Below are 25,598 nucleotides of genomic sequence, written 5' to 3' on the forward strand. Positions count from 1 at the left end.
ATGAGGAAGCACGAATGAGAACGTCTTCTTTACTGCCCCGACGCTGCCGAGCACCACGTCGGGCGTGATCCAGAAACCTGCGTTCGCGGGTGCGGGCGAGCCGAGACCGAGGCCTGCACCCAGGGTTCAATTCACCGGTGCCGCCCCAGACTGCTGGTCCGCATCGGTCAGCGTGCCGAGGAAGGTGACGATGTCGTCGATCTCGGCATCGTTCAGCGCCGGCCTGTCGCCGGGTTTTTTGCCGTTGAAGGGCGGGTCCTGATTCAAGTTCGGCCAGTAAGCCTTTGGCAGATCGTCATATTTTCTGACCGTGCCATCGGCATTTCTGGAATACCAGTGGCCTGGATCCGTGTCGCGGCTGGCGTAGAAGGCGACGGCGTCGCGCAGCGTGTGGAAAGTGCCATTGTGGAAGAAGCTCTTGCGCAGCGCGACATTGCGCAGCGTCGGCGTCTTGAACAGGCCGCAATATTCGGTCCGGCCACGAAAATCGGTGCGCAGTGGGCCACACAGGCCGAGATCGATATAGGCGGGATCGGCATTGGCCGGAATGGAAGCATTGCGTGGCACGGCGATGGCGATCAGGCCGAAATCGGTGAATTGCGGCGGCTCGCCGTCATTGGCGGGTTCGCTCAGATGACAGCTGGCGCAATTGCCCTTGGTCTCGTCCTTGAACAGCGCGCGGCCGCGCATTTCCTGCGCTGACAACTGCGCCTTGCCGGCGAGGAAGGCGTCGTAGCGGCTGGAGTAGGGGTAGAAGTCGGCGGCACTCTGCTCGAAGGTGCCGAGCGCTTCGGCGGCGGCGTCGAAGGCATCGGTTGGGTGGTCGAACACGTTGTTGCCGAAGACTGCCTTGAACTCACCGGCATAGGCTGATTTGCGCAAGGCGGCTGCGACGGCGGCCTCATCCTTGTTGGCCATCTCGAAGGGCGAGAGCAGGGGGATCTTCGCCTGGTCCTTGCCATGGTCGGCGCGGCCATCCCAGGTCAGGCCGCCGGTCGGGCCATTGTCGACGCTCTCGTCACCCTCGTCGTCTGAATCGTAGAAATGCTCGGTGAAGGCGGGCGCTGCCTGGAGGTAGCGCAGCGAGGGGACGGCGCGCATGCCGGGCTGGTCGAGGTTAGGACCGCCCATTTCGACGGGTGAGGCCGAGGCCGGGCCGAAGGCATGATGCGGATCATGGCAGGACGAGCAGGCCTGCTTGCCCGAGGCCGACAGCGCCGGGTCGAAGAACATTTCTTTGCCAAGCGCGGTCAGCGCCTCGGCGCGTGCATAGGCCTGCACGCGTGACATCGGGCCGGGGTGGACGCCATCGGGTTCCGCCGTGTTTGCGGGCGCGACGAAGCTTACCATCGATGCCGCGGCGACCACTGCCGCCCGCCTTTTCCATCGTCCCATTGCCATAGCTGCAGTCCGTTTTCGATCCCGCAACTAAGTATCCTGTGCAACGGATCCATGACTCAGCCTGACGTTCACGAAACCGTGTTCGAGGGGTCGGCAAATGTCACAAAGGTGACAAGGCATGGAAGTAGCTCCATTGCTGTATTTTCGTTGCCCATGCGTGCCGTCCTCCAGCCAGCCACGAGGCATCCCCATGACAAGGTCCTTTCTCTCGCTTTGCCTCGCCTCGACGGCGCTGGCATCGTTCGTCGGCGCGGCCCACGCCGCTCCTCCCGGCTACGACAAGATCGACACCGTCGTCGTCATCTATGCCGAGAACCGCAGCTTCGATAATCTCTATGGCGGCTTTCCCGGCGCCAATGGGCTGGCCAATGTCTCGGCCGACCAGGTGCGCCAGCTCGACCGTGACGGCAACCCACTCACAGAACTGCCGCCGGCCTGGGGCGGACTGACCGCTAAAGGAGTGACGCCACCGGTGACCGAGGCGCAGTCGGCGCATCTCGCCAATGCCAGCTTCGCCATCGACGATGCCAGCGGCTTCAACGAGAAGACCTCGGTCGTCACGCGCGACCTCTGGCATCGCTTCTACCAGGAACAGATGCAGATCGATGGTGGCAAGAACGACAAGTTCGTCGCCTGGGCCGATTCCGGCGGTCTTGTCATGGGCCATTATGACGGCTCCGGCCTGCCGATGTGGGCGGTGGCGAAGAAATACGTGCTGGCCGACAATTTCTTCCAGGGTGCCTTTGGCGGCTCTTTCCTCAACCACTTCCAGCTCGCCTGCGCCTGCGTGCCGGCCTATCCCAACGCCGACACCAGCCCGGTGAAGGGGCAGATCGCCGTCGTCGAGGCCGATGGCAAGACGCTGAAAGTGGCCGACAACTCGCCGGCCTCGGCCCTTGGCGGCGCGCCGAAATTCGTCAATGACGGCGCCATCACGCCCGATTTCTACGCCGTCAACACCATGCAGCCGCCCTATCAGCCGAGCAACAACAAGCCGGCCGCGGGCGGCGACCCGGCCTTGGCCGATCCGTCCGTGGCCAGCACGCTGCCGCCGCAGCATGACATCACCATCGGCGACCTGCTGTCGCTGAAGGGGATCGACTGGGCCTGGTATGCCGGCGCCTGGCAGGCCACGCTCGACGGCAAGAACGCCACGCCGGTGCCGAACTTCCAGTTCCATCACCAGCCGTTCAACTATTTCGCTGCTTACGCACCCGGCACGGCCGCGCGGACCGCGCATCTCAGGGATGGCGGCCTGGAAGGCACCGAATTCATCAAGGCGATCGACGACGGCAAGCTGCCGGCCGTCACTTTCTACAAGCCGCAAGGCAATCTCAACGAGCACGGCGGCTATACCGATGTGGCGAGCGGCGACCAGCATCTGGCCGACCTCGTCGGGCATTTGGAGAAGAGCCCGCAATGGGGTCACATGCTGGTGGTCGTCACCTATGACGAAAACGGCGGCTTCTGGGACCATGTCGCGCCGCCGAAGGCCGACCGCTGGGGGCCGGGCAACCGCGTCCCGGCCTTCATCATCTCGCCCTATGCGAAGGCGGGCACGGTCGACCACACGCAATACGACACGACGTCGATCCTGCGCTTCATCACCGCGCGCTACGATTTGCCTGTGCTCTCCGGCATCGTCGCCCGCGACAAGGCGCTTGCCGGCAATGGCGAGCCGCCGATGGGCGATCTGAGCGCCGCGCTTGATCTCAGCCGGTAGGCTTGGGCCGCTAACCGCCTGATCTGCGGATGAGGTCGCGGCCGATCGGCTTCGGTGTCTCGCTGCGCAGCACCAGCGCCGTGGTGACAGCACCATGGCGCGCCACCGCGTCGACGATGGTTTCAAGGTGGGCGGGCGAGGGCACGACCACTTTCAGGACGAAGCAATCCTCGCCGGTCAGCCGGTGCACCTCGGTGATCTCGGGCATTTCGGCGAACTGCTTCAGGCACGGACGGATATGCTCGTGCGTGGTGCGCACGCGGATGATCGCCATCATGCCAAGGCCAAGGGCGGCGGGATCGATCACGGCGGTGTAGCCGGCAATGACACCGCGCTCCTCCAGCCGCTTGACCCGTTCGGAGGTGGCTGGCTGCGACAGGCCGACCCGCCGGCCGAGCTCCGATATGCCGATGCGGCCGTTCTCCTGCATGACCTCGATAATGGCGATATCGGTCGGGTCGAGCGACGCGCGCTCCTCGCTGTTTTTCACGGCGACCTTGAATCCATCGGCAAGGCGGTGATTTTTCCGATGATTTCCCATTCTCGACGCCATTGCAAGACGCCACCATGCACCATCGATCGATAGGAGCAAGGCGACATGACGCATTTCATCATCCTGCCGGGCAGCGGCGGTTCAGGTCCCGGCCATTGGCAATCGCGCTGGGAAAGCGGCAATCCCGCGATGCGGCGCTTCCAGCCGTCAAGCTGGGACCTGCCCGATTTCACCGACTGGCTGGCGGCGCTGGAGGGCGCGGTGATCGCGGCGCCGGAGCCGCCGGTGCTGGTGGCGCACAGCCTGTCCTGCCTGCTGATCGCGCATTGGCAGAAGATTTCGCAAAGGCCTGTCAAGGCTGCCCTGCTGGTCGGCGTCCCCGATCCGACATCCGTTGTTTTTCCCGGATATGGCATGGCTTTCGCCAAGATTCCGCAAGGACGGCTGCGCTTTGCCTCGCTGGTGGTGACCAGCACCGACGACCCCTATGGCTCGGCGGACTATGCGCAAGCGAGAGCGACGCAGTGGGGCAGCCGCCTTGCCGTCATCGGCCCGTTCGGACACATCAATGCCGCGAGCGGTCTGGGCGACTGGCCGGAAGGCCTTGCGCTGCTCGAGGGGCTGGGGTCCGAGGCCTGAAGGTGGTGGCGCTCAGCCGCCATTCACCAAAGCGAGGACAAGCTTCTGCAAATTGCCGCCCTGGCCGAGTTCGACACGGTCGAAATCGCGGCTGCCCTGTATGCGCGCCTTCGATATCGCGTCGAGTTGGCGGACCACCTCGGCCCTGGTCTTGCTGCATTTGGGATCATCGGTGACGGTCAGGCCGTCTGTCACGGCTTCGATGTCATGGACCATCTGTATCATGCTGGCGCCATGCACCTTCTCATGGGCGCTGACGCCGGCGATGAACACTTCCCATTTCTTCTGGACGGCCGGCGGCAGCGGCGCGGAAGGGCTTGGCAAGGTGTAGGTGATGACCAGTTTCGGATTCCTCGCCGTCAGCACGCAGTCCTTGCCCCTGGGCTTGTAGTCCCTGACCCCCCAGGTGAGCTTGAAGTTGGTGTAGGCGATGGCGCGGGTAATGCCGACATTCGGCCCGTTCTCGCCGATCGACCGGTAGAGTTCCAGCCCGGACTGGCCTGATATGGCGTAGGTCTCGACCTTCTCGACCGGCTTCCATTCGGCATGGGCGGTGAGCGGCAAGGCTATCAGCGCGACCGTCAAAAGAAACAGACGAACACAGGTTCTCAACACCACTCTCTCCAGACCGGAACCGAACAGGCAATGCCAGCGGAAGGCTTTTCCTATATGCTGCCGGCCGGTGCTGCAAATGGGTCTTAGAGAGAGACAATGGGGGAAGTCATGAGAAGATATCTCGTCGTCGCCGGTGCCGTGGCGGTCTTGCAGGCCGCGCAGCCGGCTTTTGCCGCGTCGTGCAGCGGCTGGAGCGCGAAGATGGAGGAAGACGAAGGCGGCAAGGTGCTGACCGCCTCGGTCTGCGGCGGACCGAAGGGCGATGCGCAACTGATGCTGACCTGTTTCGACACGCCGGTGCTGAGCTACGATCTGGGCGCCAGCGGCCAGCAGACGGAGCCCGGCATGAGCGGCGCGTTCGACTTCAAGGCCGACGGCAAGACAGTGACCAAGACGCTGCAGCTCGAGGAAATGTACGGTTATTTCGTGGTCAATCTGGCGAAGGCTGATCCGCTTTTGGACCTGTTGCGCTCGAAGGGCGATGTGACGGTCAGCGCTGCCAAATTTGGCGCGATCAGTTTTCCGCTGAAGGGCTCGAGCGGCGCCATCGGCAAGGTGCTGGCGCAGTGCGGCAAGGCGAAGCCCGCTGCTGACGGGGATTGACCTCTGAGGGTTGCGCTGCCCTCATTGTCCTGCCGGACATTTCTCCCCGTATAGTGACGGGGAGAAAGACGCCCCGACCAATGATTTCGCCTGATGTCGGCGTTGTAGAAAACGCGCCGAGGGTTGCGGCAGCATTCTGCCCCCCGTCACTATACAGGGAGAAGGTTCCGGCAGGCGGATGAGGGGCGGCGCCGCGCTCGCCATTGTCACTCAATGCCCATCACCTCACCCAACCGCACCGTCGCGGCCATCAATTCCTCGCCCGAGAACCCGGAGAAACCCAGCACCAGGCCATGGCGAGGCGGACCGTCGATGAACATCGAGGACAGTGCCCGTGCGCCGACGCCTGCAGCCCTTGCCGCTTCGACAATCGCCGTGTCGGGTCCCGCGCGCTTCAGCATCGCCATCAAATGCAGGCCCTGTTCGGGCACCGTCACATCAAGCGCATCGCCACAATGCGCCTCGAGACCCGCCACCAGCACATCGCGCGCAGCTTGCACGCGGCGGCGCACGCGCCTGAGATGCGCGGCGAAGTGACCTTCGTTGAGGAGGTCGGTCAGCGCGCCTTCGGCCAGTGTCGAGGGGTAGCGGTCGGAGCGCGCCCGGACCGCGATGACGGCGTCGAGCAGCGCTTCGGGCACCACGACGTAGCCGATGCGCAGGCCGGGGAAGAGCACTTTGGAGAAGGTACCGAGATAGGCAACGCGGCCGGCGCCATCCATGCCTTGCAGCGAGGTCAGCGGCGGGCCGGCATAGCGGAACTCGCTGTCGTAATCGTCCTCGATGATCCAGGCATCGTTGCGCCGTGCCCAGTCGAGCAAGGCAAGGCGCCGCCGCATCGTCATCGTCACGCCGAGCGGATATTGGTGCGAGGGCGTGACATAGGCCGCGCGTGCCCTTGGACAGAGACGCTCGCCGATCTCGGGATCGAGCCCTTCGGCATCGACCGGCACGGCGACAATACCGGCGCCGCTGCCGGCAAGTGCTGCATGCGCCATCGGATAGCAGGGATTCTCGATCCACACGGCGTCACCGGGCCGGATGGCGGCGCGCACCAGAAGGTCCAGCCCCTGCTGCGTGCCCGAGGTCAGCACGATCTGCCCGGCATCGCAGCGCACGCCGCGCGCCGTTCGCAAGTACGTGGCAATCGCGGTGCGCAAGCCGATGCCGCCGCGCGGATCGCCATAGCGGAAATGCTCCGGTCCGGGGCGGGCGAGGTGGCGCGACAACAGGATGCGGAACACATCAAGCGTGCGCGGGTCCGACACCGCCACCCCAAGGCCGCAAGGCAGGGCGGCGACGACATCGATCTCCGGCGGGCGCGGCTTGGTGAGTGTTGTCGGCAGATAGGGCACATCCGGTGCGACGAAGGTGCCGGCGCCGACCTTGGCTGTTGCAAAGCCTTCCGAGATCAGCATTTCGAAACAGGCGACGGCGGCCGAGCGCGACAGACCGAAACGCTTGGCGAGATCGCGGGTGGTCGGCAGCTTGGCGCCGGCGGGGAGCGCGCCGGTCTCGATCAGCCGCCGCAGCGCCGCGTAAAGCTCGCGGCTGCGTGGGCCGTCGCCCGGCAGGACCGGGATCAGCGCCGACCAGTCAGGAGAATTGGTCTGAATTTTATCCATGGGATTGGTTCTTTTGTCAACCAATATCACAGTGCATGGTTGGCGGACAAGCAACAAGGATGCAAGCCGTGAACGACGTCGCCGCCAGCTTTCCGACCACCAGCCGCAACCGGGTCAAGCGCCTGCATGAGCGCGGCAGCTACGACCACGCGGCCGTCTTCGCGGTGCTGGATGCCGGGTTGCTCTGCCATGTCGCCTATACATTCGACCGCCAGCCCTATTGCACGCCGACCATCCACTGGCGCGAGGGCGACATGCTTTACTGGCACGGCTCGTCCGCAAGCCGCATGCTGCGGCAGTTGCGCGGCGGCACGCCGGCCTGTCTCACCGTGTCGCATCTCGACGGGCTGGTACTGGCGCGCACCGGCTTCAACCATTCGGCGAACTACCGCTCGGCGATGTGTTTCGGCACGGCGCGGATCGTCGATGACCTGGACGAGAAGATGAAGGCGCTGGCCGGTGTGGTCGATCGCTTCTATCCCGGCCGCAGCGAGACCTTGCGGCCGATCTCGGGGCAGGAAGCCAAGGCGACGACGGTCATCGGCATGCGCATCGAGGAGGCATCGGCGAAAGTGCGCGCCAAGGGCGTCGCCGACGATGAGGAAGATTATGGGCACCCGGTCTGGGCCGGTGTCATCCCGGTGCGGACGGTGATCGGTGCGGCCGAACCGTGCCCGAGGCTAATGCCCGGCATCGAGCGGCCGCAGAACCTGGCTGGGTATGCCGAGGGTGAAAGGTTAGATCGGGCGCTGACGCAGGCGCAGGCGGTGTATGAGGGCGAGGATAAGTAGCGCCTCTTCCTTCTCCCCCTGGGGGAGAAGGTGGCCTCGCGAAGCGAGGCCGGATGAGGGGTGCTCCAGGGAACGCCAACGCCTCACTCCGCTGGAACACCCCTCAACCGTCTCGGCGCTGCGCGCCGATCCACCTTCCCCCACAAGGGGGAAGGAAGGGCTCACCTTGCCGCCACCCACCGCCTCGCGCTATCCCGGCATCATGATCACCTTCCGCAAGGCGCAAGCCGCCGACCTGCCTGCCATCGTCGCCATGCTGGCCGACGATCCGCTAGGTGCCGCCCGCGAGGACGCCTCTTTGCCGCTGGCGCAAGGCTATCTCGATGCCTTCAACGCCATCGATGCCGACCCCAACCAGTTGCTGGCGGTAGCCGTGGATGGTGCGGAGGTGATCGGCACCTTGCAGATCACTTTCCTTGCCGGCCTGTCGCGCAAGGGTGCCTGGCGCGGGCAGATCGAAGCGGTTCGGGTCGCCAGCCATCGGCGCTCGGGCGGTATCGGTCGGCTGATGTTCGAATGGGCTATCGATCAATGCCGCGCACGTGGCTGTAGCCTCGTTCAGCTCACCACCGACAAGGGGCGGGCGGATGCGCACCGTTTCTATGAGAACCTTGGCTTTACCGGCAGCCATCTCGGTTACAAGAAGAGCCTCTAGACACAACTCCGTTCCCGGCCGGTGGCAACTGGCGTATAGCCGAAGACTTTCAGGCACTATTCAAATTGCCTGACAAAGCGGATATAGGTCAGCCAGGTTGACCTATATAAATCGTCTGGGGAGGCGTGACTTGACCCTTTTGAACCTCTTGGCTTCGCGCTCGTCGCGCATGAAGGCCTCCGAAATCCGCGAGCTGCTGAAGCTGCTCGACCAGCCTGATATCATCTCGTTTGCAGGTGGTATTCCCGATCCGGCGCTGTTTCCGGCCGAGGCGATCCGCGATGCCTATGCCGAGGTGCTGGGTGGCGCGGAGGCCGGCGCGGCGCTGCAGTATCAGGTTTCGGAAGGCTATCTGCCGCTGCGGCGGTGGCTGGCCGGGCAGATGGGCAAGCTGGGCGTCGCCTGCGACGAAGGCAATATCTTCATCACTTCCGGCTCGCAGCAAGCGCTGGATTATCTGGGCAAACTGTTCCTGTCGCCGGGTGACACGGCGTTGGTCACTTGGCCCACGTATCTGGGCGCGCTGCAGGCCTTCAACGCCTATGAGCCGCGCTACGACCGGCTGCGGCCCGAAGGCGGCAACATGACGCCCGATGCCTATCGCGCGGCGGCTGCCGCAAATGGCGGCAAGGTCAAGTTCGCCTATCTGGTGCCCGATTTCGCCAACCCGACCGGCAACACGCTGGATAAAAAACAGCGCGAAGCGGTGCTCGACCTTGCCGGCGAACTTGACATCGCCGTTATCGAGGACGCCGCCTATCGGGCGCTGCGCTATGACGGCGAAGGCGTGCCGCCGATCCTGGCGCTCGACTGTGCGCGGTCCGGCGGCATCGACAAGGCACGCACGCTCTATTGCGGCTCGTTCTCGAAAATCGTGTCGCCAGGCATGCGCGTCGGCTGGGTCTGTGCGCCGCGCCACGTGGTGGAAAAACTGGTGCTGATGAAGCAGGCCTCCGACCTGCACAGCCCGTCGATCAACCAGCTCGTCATGCACCGCGTCGCCGAAGCGGTGTTCGACGGCCAGGTCGAAAAACTCATCGGCGCCTATCGCGAGCGCCGCGATGGCCTGCTCGCGGCACTTGAGGCAAACATGCCGGAGGGTGTGACCTGGAGCCGCCCGGAAGGGGGCATGTTCGTCTGGGCGACGCTGCCGGAAGGGGTTGACGCCACCGAACTCCTGGCGCGGTCGGTGAAGGAGGCGCGTGTCGCCTTCGTGCCCGGCAATGCCTTCTACGCCGACGGCACCGGGCGCAACACGCTGCGGCTGTCCTTCACGCTGGCCGACCGCCGCGCGGTGACCGAGGGCATTCCGCGGCTGGCGGCGTTGCTGAAGGGGTAAGGCCCGTCCATGAACTCAAGGGCCGTTATGCGTGCCCTTGATGGCGTCGCCTTCAAGCTTGGTGAACGGCACGAAGGATAGCGTGCCGCCATTGTAGATGTCGGCGCGCGTAACCTGGAACGTCCCATCCGCTTCCTGATGCTTGGTGACTTTCAGCACATGCTGGGCGCCAGGCGGGCCGACCGGGATGACCATCATGCCGTTCGGCTTCAGCTGCTGCAGCAGCGGCGGCGGGATGTGGTCGATGCCGCAGGTGACGATGATCTTGTCGAACGGCGCTTCTTCCTGCCAGCCATAATAGCCGTCGGCGTTGCGGGTGTGGATCGCCTTGTATTCGGAATAGCCCTTGGCGATCAGCGCGTCGTAAAGCGCGCGCGTCCTTGCCGCCAGCGGCTTGATGATCTCGATCGAGAACACCTTGTCGGTGAGGTTCGACAGATAGGCCGACTGGTAGCCCGAGCCGGTGCCGATCTCGAGCACCTTGTCGCCGGGCTTTATCTCCAGTGAATTGGTCATGCGCGCGACGCTGTGGGGACCGGTGATCGTCACGCCATAGCCGATATCGAGATAGTGCCATTCATAGGCGCGGTCGAGATTGGCCTTGGTGACGAACTCCTCGCGCGGCGTCATCAGATAGGCGCGCTTGTCGCCCTGGTCCCAGACATCCTTGTGGGCGAGCAGGGCCTGGAAGCGGTCCCAGCGCTGGCCAAGGAAGCCGGCATCCTCGCCCCGGTTCTTCTTCATCCAGTCGATGAAGCCGGCTCGGCTGTCCATCGCCGGCATCGCGTTGGGATCATAGGCTGTCGGCACATTGGCCATGGCGGGCCTGGTCAGCAGCGTGCCGGCGATGCCGAGCAGGACTTGCCGGCGGTCCATGCGCAAGCGTTTGCGCCTGACTTCGATGCGTATGGGTCGATCCTTCATGGCAGCGTATCCTGCGGCTGACAGGCTCCGCCAAGCTTCATCCCGATCCGACGGTTTGACAATCGGGCGGTCCATACAATTCGGTAATGCGGCCTCCGTCTATCCAGCGACGCTTCGAGCAGAAGGCCGCGATTGCAGCGATATGGAGGCTCCTGGGAACCACGTTCGCGGATGGGTGACCGGACTTAAACCTGCTACGCCGGCACGTTGACCAATTGCCGAATGTTCGAAAGCCTGGTGCGCGCCAGCTGTCGCATCGGCTTTTCAAACTCGTCCTCGCCGGTTTCGACGACGAAGACCAATGTCATGAAGTCGAGCATGAACTCGTCGATGGCCGTCGCGACAGGCTGCGACTTGCCCTTGAAGCGGCGCAGCAAGGCATTTGCTTTCTCGACATCGTCGACGCCGGCGCTATCGATGAGCGCCTCGAGCTTTTGAAAAAGGTCCAATCGCCATTCCTCCCGGCCGCGCCACAAAACCTCGTTGGACGCGGAAGGTTCCACTTCGAGCCAGTCGCCAACGCAAACAAATCGCTCCACCGTCGAATCGCGCAAGTTCGGGGTTCTGCCGCTAGATTTTTTTCGTTGCGCCGGAACCTTCTCGGCCCGCAAGGGTTTTCCCACGTCTGATCCCCCGTCAGACATCTGAAAGCTCCAAGCTTTCCCAAAGCCCGTCGGATCCCCCTCCCGGCGGGCTTTCGTTTGCAAGTCTCAAGGCCTGTTGCCCTGCGTTGCCAGATTGGTCGCCTCAATGTTAACCGTGCATGTGGCGGGCGGGAATCGGCATCGAGGCAAAGCGCGCCGCGGTTTTTCAATGTAACTCCCAAACAGAATATCTTTACCCCGTCGCGGAGAAATACACTTTATGCAGAGATCTACCAGGGCGATCTGCGCCACCACGCTGTTCCTTGCGATCGGGACCATTGGTCTGGCTAATATATTATCAGTTTCTTATGTCCGCCCAGTGCAAGCTCAAGAGGAATACCTCCCGACCGAGAAGGATTTCGTCGGCAAATGGACACTCAGCGGCTCGGCCATCCGGCCGCCGCGCGACATGACGGATGCGCCGACGCCGGAACAGGAAGCGGCGGCCAATGAATTCCAGCAGACGCTGACGGCGTTTTACGGAGCGTTCGACTATCTTGAGATCACCGCGGACGGCCGCTACAATTTCCATCAGCCGGGCGACCCGACATCGGGGCCTTGCGTCTGGTGCGGAACGTGGTCCTTCAAAAAGAGCTCGCTATGGCTCGAGCTCGATACGGCGCCGAGGCTCGACATCTACGCCAAGGACGGCGATATGCAGATGACCTACACGGTCGAATCCTACGAAAAATCGAAATACGCCTGGCAGGTCTTCGGCTGGACGAAGGCCGAGTAGGCGGGGCCACGGCGCCATCAAATTTCGACGGTCTTAAGCCACTTTTCATCAATCTCGTATTCTCGTATACGAGATTGATGTGAGCAGCCCGAGGCGTTCTATGGACCCGTTGACTGAAACCGTGCCGTTTTTCAGCCAGTGGGAGACGCCCGACATGACGCTGGCCGTGCTCGCCGACGGCGCCGATGTCGCGCTCCGGCGAGACCCCTTGTGGCGAGGGTCGGGCGCGGAAACGCTGGACGAATACGCGGTCTGGGCCGCCAACATCTGCGGCATGGCGTGCCTGAAAATGGTCCTGGCGAGCCGTGGCGAGATCGTGCCGACGATCGAGCTGGCAAGGCGCTGCACTGGCCATGGCGGCTATGTCGTCAATGAAGGCGCGATCAAGGGCCTGATCTACGCTCCCTTCGCCACCTTCGTGAAAGAGGATTTCGGCTTGCAGGCGCAGGTGATGACCAATGTCGCGACATCCGACATTCCGGCGATCCTGGAGCGGTCGCGTTTCTTCATCGCTTCGGTCAGCAGCGCGATCCGCTGGCCCGAGCGTGAGCCGCCGTCGAAGGGCGGCCATCTGGTGCTGGTCACAGCGGCGTCGCACGAGCATTTCCGCTTCCACAATCCCTCCGGCCACAACAGCGCCACACAGGCCAACGCAGTGTTGGCGCCAGCTGATTTCGATCGTTTCTTTGCCAATCGCGGTATTGCCGTCGCCATTTGATTTAGAGGGATTTCAATGACTGAAAAGACAAGGGTTGCCATCCTCTATGGCGGGCGCTCGGCCGAGCATGACGTGTCGCGGCTGTCGGCCGCCAATGTGCTGAAGGCGATCGACCGGACGCGCTACGAGGTGGTTCCGATCGCCATCACCAGGGATGGCAGATGGCTGCTGCAAAAGTCGTCCGAGGCTGGCGGCGACGGGGCAGGGGCGCCGGTGTCCGGAGATGGCATCGAGGTCGCCCTGCTGCCCGGCGGCAAGGGCCGGTTGGTGGCTGTCACCAAGGGGGGGCAACAGCCTGACCCCGTCGATGTCGTCTTTCCCGTGCTGCACGGGCCGTTCGGCGAGGATGGTTCGGTGCAGGGCTATGCCGAAGTCGCCGATGTCGCCTATGTCGGCTGCGGCATCCTGGCCTCCGCTGCCGCCATGGACAAGGATGCCGCCAAGCGGCTGATGCGCGAGGCCGGCCTTGCCGTTTCCCGCTCGGTCACCGTGCGGCGCGGCGAGCCCGTGGTCTTCGAGGATATCGCGGCAAGGCTCGGCCTGCCTGTCTTCGTCAAGCCGGCGCGCCAGGGCTCGTCGTTCGGGGTGAGCAAGGCGGCCGACAGCGCCGGCTTCACCACGGCCATCGAGGCGGCGTTCCGGCACGACAGCAAGCTTCTGGTAGAGGAGTTCGTCGCCGGCCGCGAGATCGAGTGCTCGGTGCTGGAGCGGGCCGATGGCTCGCTGACGGTGTCGCCGCCGGGCGAGATCATCCCGGCCGGCAAGCATGGCTTCTACACCTATGAAGCCAAGTATATCGATGCCGACGGCGCGTTGGTGAAGGTGCCCGCCGATGTTCCAGCTGAAATCGTTGCCGAGACCAAGGCGATGGCCACGCAGGCTTTCCGGGCGCTCGGCTGCGAGGCCATGGCGCGCGTCGACTTCTTCCTGCGCGCCGACGGTTCGCTGCTCGTCAACGAGGTCAACACGCTGCCCGGCTTCACCGACATTTCGATGTACGCCAAGGCGCTGGCGGCGATCGGCATCGGCTACAGCCAGGTCATTGACGTGCTGATCGAGCACGCACTCGCGAGGCATGGGGCGCGGTGATCCGCTCCATAACTCGTCATGCCAGGGTTTCTGCGGCCCTGGAACGCGGATCCGCATGAGCGGATAAAGTCATTTCTCTCCATTACCCCTGGTCGCGGAACATACCGCCCCGCCCGGTATTGAATGGTAACCGGCGGGTCGTCAGCGAAGGTTGCACGCCGGCTCAATATATCAGACCATGGCCGTCGGCAGGGGGAGACAGCAAATAGTGGTCAATCGTCGAAGCGGCACAGCGTCGTCCGGGCTGGAGGTCATTCTTTCCGCCTCCTCCCACCCGCGAACGTCATTGCCCAATGTGGCAACCATCGTCACGACGGTGGCGGCGCTGTATTTCGGGCGTGAGGTTTTCCTGCCGATCGCTATCGCGCTGCTTTTGACTTTCGCGCTGGCGCCGCTTGTGTCAGCGCTCAAGCGGATCGGCATTCCTCGGATTGCCGCCGTCATCGCTAGCGTGCTGGCGGCTTTCGCGGCCCTTGCCCTGTTCAGCTTCATCGTCGCCTCGCAGGTCAGCGAACTGGCGCAGAACATACCGACCTACCAGACCAACATCCTGGCCAAGATCCGCTCGCTGAAGGAAACCGGGGTCGGCGGCGGGTTCATTGCCAGATTGAGCAGCGTGGTCGAGCGTGTCGGCCAGGAGATCGACAAGCAAGACGCCACGGTGCCGGCCGCCACGCCCGACAAGCCGCCGCGCGAGCCGGTGCCGGTCGAGATCGTGTCGCGAGAGAGGCCGCTCGAAGTCCTGCAGAACATAGTCGGGCCGCTGATCAGCCCGCTCGGATCGGCAGGGCTGATCATCATCGTCGTCATCTTCATGCTGCTCGAGCGCGAGGATTTGCGCGACCGCTTCATCAGGCTTGTCGGCTACGGCGACCTCCACCGCACCACCGAGGCGCTTCGCGATGCGGGAAAAAGGGTCGGCCGCTACCTGCTCATGCAATTGGTGGTCAACATCGTCTATGCCATACCGATTGCAATCGGGCTGTGGGTCCTCGGCATTCCCAATGCGCTGCTGTGGGGGCTGCTGGCGCTGGCGCTGCGTTTTGTCCCCTATATCGGCCCGGCCATAGGCATGCTTTTGCCACTGTTCCTGGCGCTGGCGGTGGCGCCCGGCTGGTCGCTTGTGCTGTGGACAGCCGCCTTGTTTGTGGTGATGGAACTGGTCACCGGCAACGTCATCGAACCCTGGCTTTACGGGTCGCGAACCGGGCTGTCGCCGCTGGCGATCATCGTCGCGGCAATCTTCTGGACCTGGCTGTGGGGGCCGCTCGGGCTGGTGCTGTCGACGCCGCTCACTGTGTGCCTGGTGGTGCTGGGCAGGCACGTGCCGCAGTTCGAGTTCCTCGACGTGCTGTTCGGCAACGAGCCGGTGCTCGAACCGCATGCGCGGCTCTACCAGCGGCTGCTGGCCGGCGATCCGGACGAGGCCACCGACCATGCCGAGGAGATGCTGGAAGAAAAATATCTGGTCGAATTCTACGACAAGGTCGCCATTCCGGCCCTTCTTCTGGGCGAGCGGGACCGTGTGCGCGGCGTCATGGGCGACCTGCAGAGACGACAGGTGGCGGCCAGTGCACTCGCGCTGGTGGCCAACCTCGACGACGATGCGCAGGAAGAAGCCGACGAGGACGATGCACCTGATGTGGCCGAAGCCGGCGATCAAGCCGACGCGACCGGCGAGGACGAGGTCGACCTGCCCGACGGCACCGGTATATCGGTGCTTTGCGCCGGCGGACGAGGCGAACTCGACGATGCCGCCGCCGCGATGCTGGCGCAGGTGCTGCACGTCCAGGGCGCGACCGCGTCGAAGGCAGGCTTTGCCGACATGGAGCCGTCAAGCATCCGCGGCCTTGATCTCGGAACCGTCGACACCGTGGTGGTCGGTTTCCTGAACCGCGATTCCGTCAAGCACGCCCGCTTCCTGGTGCGGCGGCTGAAGCGGGCGAAGGCCGCACTGCGGGTGGGCATCGTGTTCTGGTCGGAGACCGGCAATGATGACACGGAAGCGGCCGCCAGCCTCGCCCATGACATCAACGCGGACTTCGTCGCGCATGGCATGGTCGACGCCGTGACGGGCGCGTTGTCGAAGGAGAAGGCGGTGGCGCTGAAGCTTGTCGCCAAACGGCGCCGGCCACGGGCTGCGCCAAGGAAAGCGGCGGCGGGTTAGCAGACGCGCCGGCGCGGCTCACTAGCCGCTCGAGCGCCAGCGGCGTATGCTGCAGGGCGGCCGCAACACCCCGCGGCTGATACTTTTCATTCCGGGAGCCGGGATGCGGATGACCGACCATTGCGCACCGATACTGCTGTTTTTCGCCCTCGGGCTCGCGGGCGCAATGTCGGGCTGTTCGGGCGGACCGCCGCCCCCCGTCACTTTCACGCTGACGGACCTTGGCACGCTCGACGGAACCGAAAGCTATGCCTGCGCGGTCAACGACGGCGGCCAGGTCGCCGGCTACGCCACCACGAAGGACAATGGTTCGGACTCGGCGGGAAACGCCCACACCGTCAAGTGGGTGGGGAAGGCGGCCGTGGACCTCGGTGCGATAGGAGGAGCCCCCGGTTGTTCCCAGGGGATCAACGATGCCGGGCAGGTGGCCGGCTATTCGCTTATCGCGGGCACATCCGAGGTCCATGCAACGCTTTGGAACGGCACGGCCCCGACCGACCTCGGCACTGTCGCCGGCGACAGCAGCATCGCCGTGGGCATCAATGCCAAGGGTGAGGTGGCCGGAGATTCGACGATCGGTGACACTCACATCGAACACGCCGCGCTCTGGAGCGGCGGCACCGCGACCGACCTCGGCACCCTCGGTGGACGCACCAGCTCAGCCACTGGGATCAACGACAGCGGGTGGGTGGTCGGGTTTGCTGACATGACCGGCGACTTTAAGATCCATGCGGCGCTCTGGAAGGGAGGGGTTCCAACCGACCTCGGCACTCTCTCCGGTGGCGACTATAGCTTTGCCATGGCCATCAACAATCGCGGCATGGTCGCCGGCTATTCCATGCTCTACGCCAATACGGAAACCCATGCGACCGTGTGGGTCGATTCGAAAATCGTCGATCTGCGTACGCTTGGCGGCGAGTTCAGCATGGCGCTCGGGATCAACGAAGCGGGCCTTGTGGTCGGAAACGCGGCGCTCAAGGGCAACTCCCCAACTCACGCCGCCTTGTGGATCGGGACGGCGATCTACGACCTCAACGATCTGTTGGACTCCAGTGGTCGCGGCTGGACGCTCTTCGAAGCGCGAGACATCAATTCGAGCGGCCAGATCGTTGGATTTGGCCGCGCGCCGTCGGGAGAGGCGCACGGATTTCTGCTGACGCCGACAAAACCTATTCCGCTTCCAGCAAAAGACAAGCCGTAGAACGCGGCCCCGCTTGGTCGACCATTGCCATGCCGCGCTCGCAGCTGGGCCAGAGACTTTTCCCGGTGCGGGCATCTCGGCCAGCGCAGCCATTTTGGCGGCGTCGAGCTTCGCCAGTTTTTCACTCTCGGCGGAGATCGTATCGAACCAGGCGCCGAGCCGTGAGAGGTGCTTTCCCAGGCGGTCCCTGAATCTGATGAAGGTTCTGGATCATGCCAAATTTCAAAGCGATTTCAATAATTTAATGAATCGGAAACGCGAGTAGCGACGTTCCCAAGGTGCGACTATCCTTCGCCTCCTTCAGACGGATACGAGGTGAACCATGTCGGACGAGCAAGTGCGCTGGCTTTTGAAGGTCATCCAGCCCGAGCGAAGCTTGGCCTCTCTTCCCGGAGGCGCCAGCCTTGGCCCGGAAGTCCATGCCGGGCTCCTCGGCCTCCCGGTTGAGATCTACGCGACCGAACTTGGCCGCATGCAACAGGAGGCCTCGGAAGCGGCCGGCGCATTGCTTGCCGACCAGGCCGTGGCATCGATGGTCGATCGCCTTCCCCTGCGCAAAGGGGCCAAGGTCGTGGCGTTCGGCGACAGCTTGACGTCCGATCCCCAATCTTGGGCGGTAATCCTGAGGGAAGTGCTGGCGAGGCGCCGCGGCGCCGACGGGATTTCGTTGACCATCAGCGCAGTCGCAGGCGAGACGACCACGCACGGTCTCGTGCGGGTCGCGGTTATGATCAATTCCCGGCCCGACTGGATCCTCTTCCTCGTCGGTACGAATGACGCCCGCACGCAGGGCCCGCGCCCCACCAAGACACTCGTCCATCATGAGGAGACCGCGCGCAACATTGCCGAGCTGCGTCAGCGCGTTTCCGGAGAGACCACGGCGAACTGCGTCTGGATTACGCCGCCCGCGGTCAATGAAGCGCAGGTGGCGGCGCATCCAGGCCTGGCCAGGTTCGGGGTTCGGTTCCGCAACGAAGACCTGGAGCGAGTGGCCAAGATCGTCCGCGAGAGCGACGGGGCGGTTGTCGACGCCTACTCAACGCTGGGGAGCCCGCCGCCCTTTAACCTGCTGATGGGCGATGGTCTGCATTTCACTCTGGAGGGCCAGAAGCGAATGGCACTCGAGGTGATCCGTGGCTGGAGCAGGCTCAAGTGAAACATCTCGTCATCGGCGCGATGGGAAACATCGTCGTTTCAGTCGTGTTTCGGTGCGGTGCCCTAAAAAGAATTCACGTAGACCATTACGGTACGGATCGTCTCGCTCATGGCGCCATCACGCGAGAGCGCGCGCGCCGGGTGGACCGCTCCGTGCACGAGCGATTCCACCATGCGCGGAAGGACAAAAAGCATTCGCTGCGTCTGGTCGAGGCTGTATCGCTTCTGGTCGGCTTGTGACAGCACCCGCCCGAAGGTGTGATGCAGCGCGTTCTTGAAGCCGAGAGCGCCCTCCGGAACAGCGGACGAAACAATCTCGTGCAGTTCGCCAGCTTCCGCGTGCACATTCACCAGACCTCGGACGAGTTCGCGCGTGAATTCCTCCAGCGGAGCCGAGGCGCAAGCAGCCGTCGTCCGCCCGATGACCTGCCGTACATCGTCGACGTGTCGGTCATGAAGGGCGGTGAAGATTGCGCGCTTGTCGGGGAAGTACTGATACAGCGACCCGACGCTGACGCCGGCGGCCTCCGCGATGCGGTTCGTGGTAATGGCCTGGGTCCCGTGGCGCTTCACCACGAGTTGGACTGCCTCGAGCACGGCGTCCACGGTCTGCCGCGAGCGTTGCTGCTTCGGCTCGCGCCGCGTAAAGGTTCTTTCGAGCGTGGTCATGCTGCCTTGCTGTATGTCGTCGCCGTGCCGAACCCCGACACGGGACCGTAACAGCGACCACGCCCGAGGGCAACGCTCGCCAGGTCGTCGGACTGTCCCTGGGATCCAGGCGAGCGTGCCGTTATCGCGGTGCGGGATCAGAACTGCGCCGCGCCCCCGTCAACGTCCAGTTCGATGCCGGTAATGTAGGCGCTTTCGTCGGATGCCAGGAAGAGAGCTGCCTTGCCAAGGTCCTCTGGGGTACCGAGGCGGCTGAGCGGATCGTCTCGATGACGCCGGTGCACCGGCGGCTGGGAACTGCCAATCTTCAGGATACGGCCAACACGGTGACCTGAGCCCGTGAGGTGTTCATGCGCGCCAAAACCGATTGCGAACATCCAATGAAATAGCTTGCAACTGATTGCATAACGCAATCGAGGCGATCCGTCAGGCATAAGCGGGCTCGCGCTCAACCATCATATACGCGCCACTTTGGCCCCCGCCAGGTACACGTGGCGATACCGCCGCCGGGCAAGGCGGCGGATCATCGTCGTCGTCCCTACCGGTAAAGCGCCGTCTGCGCGGCGATCCATTGATGCGCCGGCCGCGACGATCAAATGCCATCATCCATGGCATTGCCCAGCGCGAAAGACCCTGGCCGGCGGAGCCGACTTGATCCAGCGCCTTCAGGCATCGCAAGATATCGTCGACAGGGACGATCTTGCCATTGTCCAGTTTTCGTAAGGTGGGGTGATTTTCGACGGCATGCGAATCCGATGCCCATGATGCGAGCAAGGCCCGCTTTTCGTCCAAACCCATGCGTGGATGCTTGAGCACATCGCTCGGACTGTCGAGAAGGCAAAAAAGACCCTCGAAACGTCCGGTGCGCCGGGTTGCGGCGCGGACTGTTTCAATCTGCTGATTCATCTCCAATCTCCGCAATCAAGGCCTCCCGACCGAAGCCGGGAGGCGACCGCAGTGTTCGTGTTGAAGTATCGCGTCAGGCAACCTTGCGCGGTTTCTCGACGTCCTGAATGATCTGCTTGCTGACCGCCATAGCGTCGCCAGGGCCGATGTTGATGCGGCGAGGCTTCAGTTCCTCGGGGATTTCCCGCACGATCTCGACGCTGAGCAAGCCATTCTGCAGGGACGCAGCCACCACCTTCATGTGATCGGCCAGCTTGAAAACGTGTCTGAAGTTGCGCAAGGCAAGGCCCTGGTGCAGCACTTGACGCCCCTCCGTGTCGGTTGATTTCTGGCCGACAACCACAAGATCGGGGCCATTCTGCGTCAACTCCACCTCTTCGGAACTGAAGCCGGCTATAGCCATGGCGATACGGTAGTCGTTTTCACCGGTCTTCTCGATATTGTAAGGCGGCCAGTCGGTCCTGGCGCTGTTTTCGAGCATGTCGAAAAGACGATCGAATCCGACGGTGGTTCGATAAAGCGAGTCAAAGGTTCTCATAGCCACATTCTCCTTGAAGCAACATGGGTACAAGGTGCGCCGCCCAACGGCGTCGCCCGTCGTCGAGCCATACAGCCTCGACGGCGAACGATTTGGGAAGCTTCGCAAACGGCTTCAAGACCCCTGCGCAAAAAAATTCGAGCCTCTTGATGGCACGAAAAAACCCGCTGCCGACGGAGAGCAGCGAGGCGACTACGCCAGCTTGACCATATGCCTTCTTCAGCCGCGTCGCACGACCTCAAACCCACGCGAGGGTACCGCCCTGATGTGGTCGTACGAGCCCTCAAACCAGCGATTCAAATGTTGCTGCGTCAACAGGCCGACCGAACAGAAATCCTTGCCCGAAATTACAATCCATGTCGCGCAACAGCGTGCGTTCCACCTCTGTCTCTATTCCTTCGGCGACGACGTGAAAGCCCAGTTCTCTGGAAATCCTGATGATCAACTCAATGATGACCCGCTTGGATCGGCTTTGCGCCAACCCTTTGACAAAACCGCGATCGATCTTGATCTCTGTGAGGGGGAAATCCTCGAGATAGCGCAGATTGGCGTAGCCGGTTCCGAAGTCATCGATGGATAGGCCCACACCCAGTTCGCGCAGGTGTCTCATGATCGACAGCATTTCCGTGGAACTCTCGACCATCAAGCTCTCGGTCAGCTCCAGCTTGATCCATGCTGCATCAGCGCCGCTGGCCGCGAGAACGTCGGCGACAAATTTCGGCATGTCACGAAGCTTGAATTCGAGCGGCGAAACATTGAACGAGAAGCGTATCGGGACTTGTCGGTCCCTGTTCACACGCGAGGCAAAGTCGGCGACGGTGCGAAGACCGCGGGCGCCAATGTCGAGTATGAGCCCCGTGTCTTCGGCATGGCCCACGAACTTGTCCGGCGACTGCACCCCAAACAGGCCATGGTGCCATCGCAACAGGGCCTCGGCGCCCACAATAGTTCCCGTGGCGAGGTCGACTTGAGGCTGGTAGTGAAAATCGAACTCGTCATGTTCCAGGGCCTGCTGCATTTCGCTGGTCATGCGCAGTCGGTTTCGGGCGCGCCTATCGTCCTCGGAGCTGAATGCGCAAACATCGAGGAACGCAGATGCCTTCGACCGATGCAAGGCGGCACCGGCACGACGAACCAGCGTTATGGCGTCTGTCGTTTCGTTGCCAACGACATAGCCCATCGCGAAACGTATCCTGATCGTTGCGCCCGCAAGGAGATATTGCGGCGCCAGGGACTGCCGGATCCTTTCGATTGTTGCTCGAGCCTCGTCGACATGGCTTAGAGGCTTGGCAAGGGCAAACTCGTTGGATCCCGTGCGGCAGACCAAAGCTGCGCCAGTTTTGGTCAGGCGTCGGGCAATCTGCATCAGCACCTGGTCGCCAACGTCATATCCGTAACCTTCGTTGATGTCATGGAACCGGGCCATGTCGACCTTCGCGATCAGGATCGGCCGTTCCTTTTTGCCTAGCAGGATGTCGACGTCCTCGACGAAGGCATATCTGTTGAGCACACCGGTCAGCATGTCGGCGCGGGTGCTCTTGGCAATTTGGGCTGCGGCGGACCTGCTCGCCGTCACGTCCCGGATCAGTCCGATATAGTGCGTTGGCTCGCCACCAGCGATGCTTATGGCCGAGAGACGGAGTTCGTTCCAGAACCAGCTACCGTCCTTGCGGTAGTTCTTCAGCGTGACGGCAACATCCGCACGCCGGGCGATGGCGTCGCGAATGGACTGGATTTCGGGTTGAAGGCGATCGCTGCCTTGCAGGAAACGGCAGTTTCTCCCGATCAGTTCGTCACTGGAATAGCCGGTGATGTCCTGGAAAGCGCTGTTGACGTAGACTAGCGCCATACCTTTTTCGCGCAGGTCGCTGATGGCCAGGCCATCCCTCGATAGATCGGGCAGCCGGGCCGCGATCGCTTCGGGCACACCTGAGCGGCGCGGATTGGCGACCGCAGTGGTGCGGATCAGATTACCGAACCCGGCCTTGAAAACCTCTGTCATGTTGGGGCCACGGCTGATAGTCTCCGGAGATGCAAGCCCCATAAATGGCCAGCTATCGCGCACATTCTACTGGCACGATCAACAGGTTCCGTAACGGAATGGTCGACGTAGCGTACGCCGCCATCGACTGCGACTGACTTAGTGGCTCAGTGAAGGACTCGTGCATCCGGAAAGCGGCATCGACATGAACGATGAGCCTGCCCACGCGCCCCGCAAGTCCGGCATCCGCGTCATGGGCGAGATATCCTGGGGCACGCATATCTGCGTCTTCTATGAAGCGGAACAGGACCTGCTTGCCACAAACGCTTCCTATTTCGCGGCCGGCCTGGACGACAACGAATTCTGCATCTGGGCGGTCTCCGATCCGATCGACGCAGAGGCGGCGAAGGATGCACTGCGGCAATCCATCCCCGACATCGATGCACGCGTGTTGGCCGGCCAGATGGAGATGATCGCTGCCACGGATTGGTACCTTCCGGGCGGCGAGTTCGACATGCAGCACATCACTGGCGGCTGGAATGAGAAGCTGCGCGCGGCATTGGAACGGGGCTATGCCGGGATCAGGATCAGCGGTAACGCCTTCTGGATCGGGACCAGTCACTGGAAGGAGTTTTGCCAATATGAGCATGAACTCGACCGCTCGCTTGCGGGTCAGAAGATGCTCGTGTTGTGCACGTATTCCCTGTCGAAAAGCAGGGCGGTGGATTTGCTCGATGTCGCGCGTGCCCATCAATTCACCATCACCCGGCGAAAGGGGGAATGGGAATTTCTAGAGACCCCGGAACTCCAGGCCGCCAAGCAGGAAATCAGGAAGCTGAATGGCGCACTGGATATCCTAGCGGACACCGGCCATGCCGCATTCACGGCTCGCGAGCGTGTCGTGCTCGCCCAGATCGTCAGGGGTTATTCGAGCAAGGAGATTGCCCGCACCTTGAAAATTGCCCCGCGAACGGTCGAGTTTCATAGGGCCAATCTTCTCAAGAAAACCAACGCACGAAGCACGGTCCACCTCTTGCACATGGTTCTTGGCGAGTAGCACAAGTCCGGGTTGCTCTTGCGAGGGAAAGCTGGACGTTGTCGCTGATTGCAACTGCAAAGGTTCGACTGCGGCTGCCACCACGGGGCGCAGCTCCATGCACGCCAAAAACCAATTGCGAAGCTCAGGCGATATGGCTTACAACTGATTGCATAATGCAATCGGACCCCGCCCGCCACTCCGCCTCGTGGCTCATGATCGGATGGGCGGGACGTGATCAGGTTGACCTACGTTCCTGTTTGATTCCGTTACTGGCCGGCGGGGCCGGATGTCGGGTTTCGGGGATCATGGTCCGAGCCATATCTCGCTATGCCGCGCTCGCGACAGCGCGGGCCGGAGATACCGAGTTCACCGTTCGAGCCTAAAGCCAAAGCTCGGTTGCGCTCGGCCGCTAGTCCGGCGGGATGAGCGCGGTTACGCGCTCGATCGCCCGCTCGACCGCGGGGCGGCTCGCGACCCCCTCGTACCAAGTATTGACGTTGGCATAGCGCTCAAGGTCGACGTCGGCGAACGAGCGACGCCAAATCCAGCCGAAATGGGCGATGTCGGCGATCGTGAAATTGTGGCCAGCGGCGAAAGGATGCTCGCCCAGCACGCCGTCGAACACCTTCATGACCCGCGCCACCTCGGTGTTGAAACGTGTGAGGGCAAGTGGGATCTGCTCGGGCGCCTGCTTCTGGAAGTAGCCGGCCTGCCCGAACATCGGACCGATCCCGGTCATGTGGAAGAACAGCTGTTCGAAGACCCGCGCGCGCTCGATGCCCTCGGCCGGCAGCAGGCGGCGTGTCTTCTCGGCGAGATAAACGAGTATTGCTCCCGATTCGATCAGCACCAGACGCTCGCCGCGAGGACCGTCCGGGTCGACAAGCACCGGCACCTTGCCGTTGGGGTTGAGGGCCAGGTATTCCGGGAGTTTTTGTTCGCCCTTTCGGACGTTGACCGGCCTCAACTCGTAGGGGAGGTTCAGCTCCTCCAACACGATCGGGACCCTGAGGCTGTTGGGCGTCGCGAAGGCGTAGACTTCGATCATGGGTTGCTTCCTGGGTCTGGACGGTTGGCGCGGGGCAACGCTCGCCGGATACAGGCGAGCGTTGCGTGAGCGCGGTCTGAAGCGTTCACCGTCCACAGAAACGGAAACCGCTCTATCTCTTTGACTTAACGCAATTCCGGACGGAAAATCGGTCAGAACTGCGCCGCGCCCCCGTCAACGTCCAGTTCGATGCCGGTAATGTAGGCGCTTTCGTCGGATGCCAGGAACAGAGCTGCCTTGCCAAGGTCCTCTGGGGTACCGAGGCGGCTGAGCGGGATCGTCTCGATGACGCCGGGATGCGCCGCTGCAGGCAGCAGGTTGTTGAAGCCGGGTGTCGAGGTATGGCCGGGGTTGAGGACGTTGATCCGGATGCCGAGGCCCTTGGTGTCGAGGATCCAGGCACGCACCAGGCTGCGGATTGCCGCTTTGGTCGAGGAGTATACCGACATCGCGGGAATGCCCCGGAACCCGGCGATCGAGCCGGTCAGGATGACAGAAGCGCCTTTCGGCAGCAGCGGCAGGGCCTTCTGGAATGCAAACAACAGTCCCTTCACGTTGGTGTCGTAGCTGTTGTCGAAGTGGGCTTCGGTGATCTCGCCAAGCTTCATGAATTCGTAGAAGCCCGCGTTCAGCGCCAGCACGTCGATGCGACCGTGCTGCGCCTTGACGGCGTCGTAGACGCCATCGAGGTCCGCGAGGTTCGACGCGTCGGCCTGGACGCCGATGGCGCCTTTGCCGATCTCGACGACGGCCTTGTCCAGTTCTTCCTGGCGGCGGCCGGTGATGACCACTTTCGCGCCATCGGCGGCAAAGGCCTTGGCTATACCAAGGCCGATACCCGCGCTGCCGCCGGTCACGACAGCGATCTTGCCTTCAAGCTTCTTGCTCATTTCAGTCCT

General features: G+C 63.0%; 26 protein-coding genes. 13 read left to right on the forward strand and 13 right to left on the reverse strand.

What is annotated here, in order from left to right; translation table 11 throughout:
* Positions 1-126: 126 nt before the first annotated feature.
* Entirely contained in the window at positions 127-1,350 is a 1,224-nt protein-coding gene (locus tag ACZYHG_RS17795) for a cytochrome-c peroxidase (RefSeq protein ID WP_464614718.1), read from the reverse strand.
* Positions 1,351-1,591: 241 nt separating this feature from the next.
* On the opposite strand from ACZYHG_RS17795, the gene ACZYHG_RS17800 reads away from it, so the two are divergent.
* Positions 1,592-3,124, forward strand: coding sequence for an acid phosphatase (locus ACZYHG_RS17800; protein ID WP_464609668.1), 1,533 nt, complete (start codon positions 1,592-1,594; stop codon positions 3,122-3,124).
* Between the two features lie 10 nt (positions 3,125-3,134).
* Here the strand turns inward: ACZYHG_RS17800 and ACZYHG_RS17805 are convergent, their stop codons facing one another.
* Entirely contained in the window at positions 3,135-3,614 is a 480-nt protein-coding gene (locus tag ACZYHG_RS17805) for an Lrp/AsnC family transcriptional regulator (protein WP_464609669.1), read from the reverse strand.
* Positions 3,615-3,722: 108 nt separating this feature from the next.
* On the opposite strand from ACZYHG_RS17805, the gene ACZYHG_RS17810 reads away from it, so the two are divergent.
* Entirely contained in the window at positions 3,723-4,256 is a 534-nt protein-coding gene (locus ACZYHG_RS17810; protein WP_464609670.1) for an RBBP9/YdeN family alpha/beta hydrolase, read from the forward strand.
* A gap of 12 nt (positions 4,257-4,268) precedes the next feature.
* Here the strand turns inward: ACZYHG_RS17810 and ACZYHG_RS17815 are convergent, their stop codons facing one another.
* Positions 4,269-4,868 (reverse strand): DUF922 domain-containing Zn-dependent protease, encoded by a 600-nt coding sequence (locus ACZYHG_RS17815; protein WP_464614719.1) that lies wholly within the window; start codon positions 4,866-4,868, stop codon positions 4,269-4,271.
* Positions 4,869-4,979: 111 nt separating this feature from the next.
* On the opposite strand from ACZYHG_RS17815, the gene ACZYHG_RS17820 reads away from it, so the two are divergent.
* Entirely contained in the window at positions 4,980-5,474 is a 495-nt protein-coding gene (locus ACZYHG_RS17820; protein WP_464609671.1) for a hypothetical protein, read from the forward strand.
* 206 nt (positions 5,475-5,680) lie between these two features.
* Here ACZYHG_RS17820 and pdxR read toward each other — a convergent pair whose 3' ends face one another.
* Positions 5,681-7,099, reverse strand: coding sequence for a MocR-like pyridoxine biosynthesis transcription factor PdxR (gene pdxR / locus ACZYHG_RS17825; RefSeq protein ID WP_464609672.1), 1,419 nt, complete (start codon positions 7,097-7,099; stop codon positions 5,681-5,683).
* 35 nt (positions 7,100-7,134) lie between these two features.
* On the opposite strand from pdxR, the gene ACZYHG_RS17830 reads away from it, so the two are divergent.
* The 3 genes from ACZYHG_RS17830 (at position 7,135) to ACZYHG_RS17840 (ending at position 9,884) form a co-directional block, all read left to right on the forward strand.
* Positions 7,135-7,890 carry a pyridoxamine 5'-phosphate oxidase family protein gene (locus ACZYHG_RS17830; RefSeq protein WP_464609673.1) on the forward strand — a complete coding sequence of 252 codons (756 nt, stop codon included), beginning with the start codon at positions 7,135-7,137 and terminating at the stop codon, positions 7,888-7,890.
* Positions 7,891-8,092: 202 nt separating this feature from the next.
* Complete coding sequence (locus ACZYHG_RS17835) at positions 8,093-8,545, forward strand: N-acetyltransferase family protein (protein ID WP_464614720.1); 453 nt, start codon at positions 8,093-8,095, stop codon at positions 8,543-8,545.
* 169 nt (positions 8,546-8,714) lie between these two features.
* Positions 8,715-9,884 carry an aminotransferase-like domain-containing protein gene (locus tag ACZYHG_RS17840; protein WP_464614721.1) on the forward strand — a complete coding sequence of 390 codons (1,170 nt, stop codon included), beginning with the start codon at positions 8,715-8,717 and terminating at the stop codon, positions 9,882-9,884.
* 15 nt (positions 9,885-9,899) lie between these two features.
* On the opposite strand, the gene ACZYHG_RS17845 is transcribed toward ACZYHG_RS17840, so the two are convergent.
* Positions 9,900-10,808 carry a protein-L-isoaspartate O-methyltransferase family protein gene (locus tag ACZYHG_RS17845; protein WP_464609674.1) on the reverse strand — a complete coding sequence of 303 codons (909 nt, stop codon included), beginning with the start codon at positions 10,806-10,808 and terminating at the stop codon, positions 9,900-9,902.
* Between the two features lie 194 nt (positions 10,809-11,002).
* The gene (locus ACZYHG_RS17850) at positions 11,003-11,515 is read right to left on the reverse strand and encodes a hypothetical protein (RefSeq protein WP_464609675.1); all 513 of its coding nucleotides are present in this window, start codon (positions 11,513-11,515) and stop codon (positions 11,003-11,005) included.
* A gap of 157 nt (positions 11,516-11,672) precedes the next feature.
* Here ACZYHG_RS17850 and ACZYHG_RS17855 point away from each other — a divergent pair, with 157 nt between their 5' ends.
* From ACZYHG_RS17855 to ACZYHG_RS17880, 6 genes are all read left to right on the forward strand, one after another.
* Positions 11,673-12,188, forward strand: a complete 516-nt coding sequence (locus ACZYHG_RS17855) for a hypothetical protein (protein ID WP_464609676.1) — start codon at positions 11,673-11,675, stop codon at positions 12,186-12,188.
* 100 nt (positions 12,189-12,288) lie between these two features.
* Entirely contained in the window at positions 12,289-12,906 is a 618-nt protein-coding gene (locus tag ACZYHG_RS17860) for a C39 family peptidase (protein ID WP_464609677.1), read from the forward strand.
* A gap of 15 nt (positions 12,907-12,921) precedes the next feature.
* Positions 12,922-13,995, forward strand: a complete 1,074-nt coding sequence (locus ACZYHG_RS17865; RefSeq protein WP_464609678.1) for a D-alanine--D-alanine ligase family protein — start codon at positions 12,922-12,924, stop codon at positions 13,993-13,995.
* Between the two features lie 205 nt (positions 13,996-14,200).
* Complete coding sequence (locus ACZYHG_RS17870; RefSeq protein WP_464614722.1) at positions 14,201-16,162, forward strand: AI-2E family transporter; 1,962 nt, start codon at positions 14,201-14,203, stop codon at positions 16,160-16,162.
* Between the two features lie 103 nt (positions 16,163-16,265).
* The gene (locus ACZYHG_RS17875; RefSeq protein ID WP_464609679.1) at positions 16,266-17,363 is read left to right on the forward strand and encodes a hypothetical protein; all 1,098 of its coding nucleotides are present in this window, start codon (positions 16,266-16,268) and stop codon (positions 17,361-17,363) included.
* Positions 17,364-17,685: 322 nt separating this feature from the next.
* Positions 17,686-18,519 carry an SGNH/GDSL hydrolase family protein gene (locus ACZYHG_RS17880; protein ID WP_464609680.1) on the forward strand — a complete coding sequence of 278 codons (834 nt, stop codon included), beginning with the start codon at positions 17,686-17,688 and terminating at the stop codon, positions 18,517-18,519.
* A gap of 62 nt (positions 18,520-18,581) precedes the next feature.
* On the opposite strand, the gene ACZYHG_RS17885 is transcribed toward ACZYHG_RS17880, so the two are convergent.
* The 5 genes from ACZYHG_RS17885 to ACZYHG_RS17905 form a co-directional block, all read right to left on the reverse strand.
* A complete protein-coding gene (locus tag ACZYHG_RS17885; RefSeq protein WP_464609681.1) occupies positions 18,582-19,187 on the reverse strand; it encodes a TetR/AcrR family transcriptional regulator in 606 nt (201 codons plus the stop codon).
* Positions 19,188-19,324: 137 nt separating this feature from the next.
* Complete coding sequence (locus ACZYHG_RS17890; RefSeq protein WP_464609682.1) at positions 19,325-19,600, reverse strand: SDR family oxidoreductase; 276 nt, start codon at positions 19,598-19,600, stop codon at positions 19,325-19,327.
* A gap of 13 nt (positions 19,601-19,613) precedes the next feature.
* On the reverse strand, positions 19,614-20,093 hold the full coding sequence (locus ACZYHG_RS17895; RefSeq protein ID WP_464609683.1) for a hypothetical protein: 480 nt from the start codon (positions 20,091-20,093) through the stop codon (positions 19,614-19,616).
* 73 nt (positions 20,094-20,166) lie between these two features.
* Positions 20,167-20,631: an Hsp20 family protein gene (locus tag ACZYHG_RS17900; protein ID WP_464609684.1), complete on the reverse strand. Its 465-nt coding sequence runs from the start codon at positions 20,629-20,631 to the stop codon at positions 20,167-20,169.
* Positions 20,632-20,914: 283 nt separating this feature from the next.
* Positions 20,915-22,633 carry a putative bifunctional diguanylate cyclase/phosphodiesterase gene (locus ACZYHG_RS17905; protein ID WP_464609685.1) on the reverse strand — a complete coding sequence of 573 codons (1,719 nt, stop codon included), beginning with the start codon at positions 22,631-22,633 and terminating at the stop codon, positions 20,915-20,917.
* A 184-nt stretch (positions 22,634-22,817) separates the two neighbouring features.
* Here ACZYHG_RS17905 and ACZYHG_RS17910 point away from each other — a divergent pair, with 184 nt between their 5' ends.
* Positions 22,818-23,669, forward strand: coding sequence for an MEDS domain-containing protein (locus ACZYHG_RS17910; protein ID WP_464609686.1), 852 nt, complete (start codon positions 22,818-22,820; stop codon positions 23,667-23,669).
* A gap of 391 nt (positions 23,670-24,060) precedes the next feature.
* Here ACZYHG_RS17910 and ACZYHG_RS17915 read toward each other — a convergent pair whose 3' ends face one another.
* Together ACZYHG_RS17915 and ACZYHG_RS17920 are read right to left on the reverse strand one after the other, a co-directional pair.
* Positions 24,061-24,699, reverse strand: coding sequence for a glutathione S-transferase family protein (locus ACZYHG_RS17915; protein ID WP_464609687.1), 639 nt, complete (start codon positions 24,697-24,699; stop codon positions 24,061-24,063).
* A 152-nt stretch (positions 24,700-24,851) separates the two neighbouring features.
* Positions 24,852-25,589, reverse strand: coding sequence for an SDR family NAD(P)-dependent oxidoreductase (locus ACZYHG_RS17920; RefSeq protein WP_464609688.1), 738 nt, complete (start codon positions 25,587-25,589; stop codon positions 24,852-24,854).
* Positions 25,590-25,598 lie beyond the last annotated feature (9 nt).

The sequence above is a fragment of the Mesorhizobium subarcticum genome (assembly GCF_055456085.1).

Coding starts and splice junctions, on each gene's coding strand:
- ACZYHG_RS17795 (WP_464614718.1), bottom strand. CDS start 1,350: ATGGTAAGCTTCGTCGCGCCCGCAAACACGGCGGAACCCGATGGCGTC.
- ACZYHG_RS17800 (WP_464609668.1), top strand. CDS start 1,592: ATGACAAGGTCCTTTCTCTCGCTTTGCCTCGCCTCGACGGCGCTGGCA.
- ACZYHG_RS17810 (WP_464609670.1), top strand. CDS start 3,723: ATGACGCATTTCATCATCCTGCCGGGCAGCGGCGGTTCAGGTCCCGGC.
- ACZYHG_RS17820 (WP_464609671.1), top strand. CDS start 4,980: ATGAGAAGATATCTCGTCGTCGCCGGTGCCGTGGCGGTCTTGCAGGCC.
- pdxR (WP_464609672.1), bottom strand. CDS start 7,099: ATGGATAAAATTCAGACCAATTCTCCTGACTGGTCGGCGCTGATCCCG.
- ACZYHG_RS17830 (WP_464609673.1), top strand. CDS start 7,135: ATGGTTGGCGGACAAGCAACAAGGATGCAAGCCGTGAACGACGTCGCC.
- ACZYHG_RS17835 (WP_464614720.1), top strand. CDS start 8,093: ATGATCACCTTCCGCAAGGCGCAAGCCGCCGACCTGCCTGCCATCGTC.
- ACZYHG_RS17840 (WP_464614721.1), top strand. CDS start 8,715: ATGAAGGCCTCCGAAATCCGCGAGCTGCTGAAGCTGCTCGACCAGCCT.
- ACZYHG_RS17845 (WP_464609674.1), bottom strand. CDS start 10,808: ATGAAGGATCGACCCATACGCATCGAAGTCAGGCGCAAACGCTTGCGC.
- ACZYHG_RS17855 (WP_464609676.1), top strand. CDS start 11,673: ATGCAGAGATCTACCAGGGCGATCTGCGCCACCACGCTGTTCCTTGCG.
- ACZYHG_RS17860 (WP_464609677.1), top strand. CDS start 12,289: ATGGACCCGTTGACTGAAACCGTGCCGTTTTTCAGCCAGTGGGAGACG.
- ACZYHG_RS17865 (WP_464609678.1), top strand. CDS start 12,922: ATGACTGAAAAGACAAGGGTTGCCATCCTCTATGGCGGGCGCTCGGCC.
- ACZYHG_RS17875 (WP_464609679.1), top strand. CDS start 16,266: ATGCGGATGACCGACCATTGCGCACCGATACTGCTGTTTTTCGCCCTC.
- ACZYHG_RS17880 (WP_464609680.1), top strand. CDS start 17,686: ATGTCGGACGAGCAAGTGCGCTGGCTTTTGAAGGTCATCCAGCCCGAG.
- ACZYHG_RS17885 (WP_464609681.1), bottom strand. CDS start 19,187: ATGACCACGCTCGAAAGAACCTTTACGCGGCGCGAGCCGAAGCAGCAA.
- ACZYHG_RS17895 (WP_464609683.1), bottom strand. CDS start 20,093: ATGAATCAGCAGATTGAAACAGTCCGCGCCGCAACCCGGCGCACCGGA.
- ACZYHG_RS17900 (WP_464609684.1), bottom strand. CDS start 20,631: ATGAGAACCTTTGACTCGCTTTATCGAACCACCGTCGGATTCGATCGT.
- ACZYHG_RS17905 (WP_464609685.1), bottom strand. CDS start 22,633: ATGACAGAGGTTTTCAAGGCCGGGTTCGGTAATCTGATCCGCACCACT.
- ACZYHG_RS17910 (WP_464609686.1), top strand. CDS start 22,818: ATGAACGATGAGCCTGCCCACGCGCCCCGCAAGTCCGGCATCCGCGTC.
- ACZYHG_RS17915 (WP_464609687.1), bottom strand. CDS start 24,699: ATGATCGAAGTCTACGCCTTCGCGACGCCCAACAGCCTCAGGGTCCCG.
- ACZYHG_RS17920 (WP_464609688.1), bottom strand. CDS start 25,589: ATGAGCAAGAAGCTTGAAGGCAAGATCGCTGTCGTGACCGGCGGCAGC.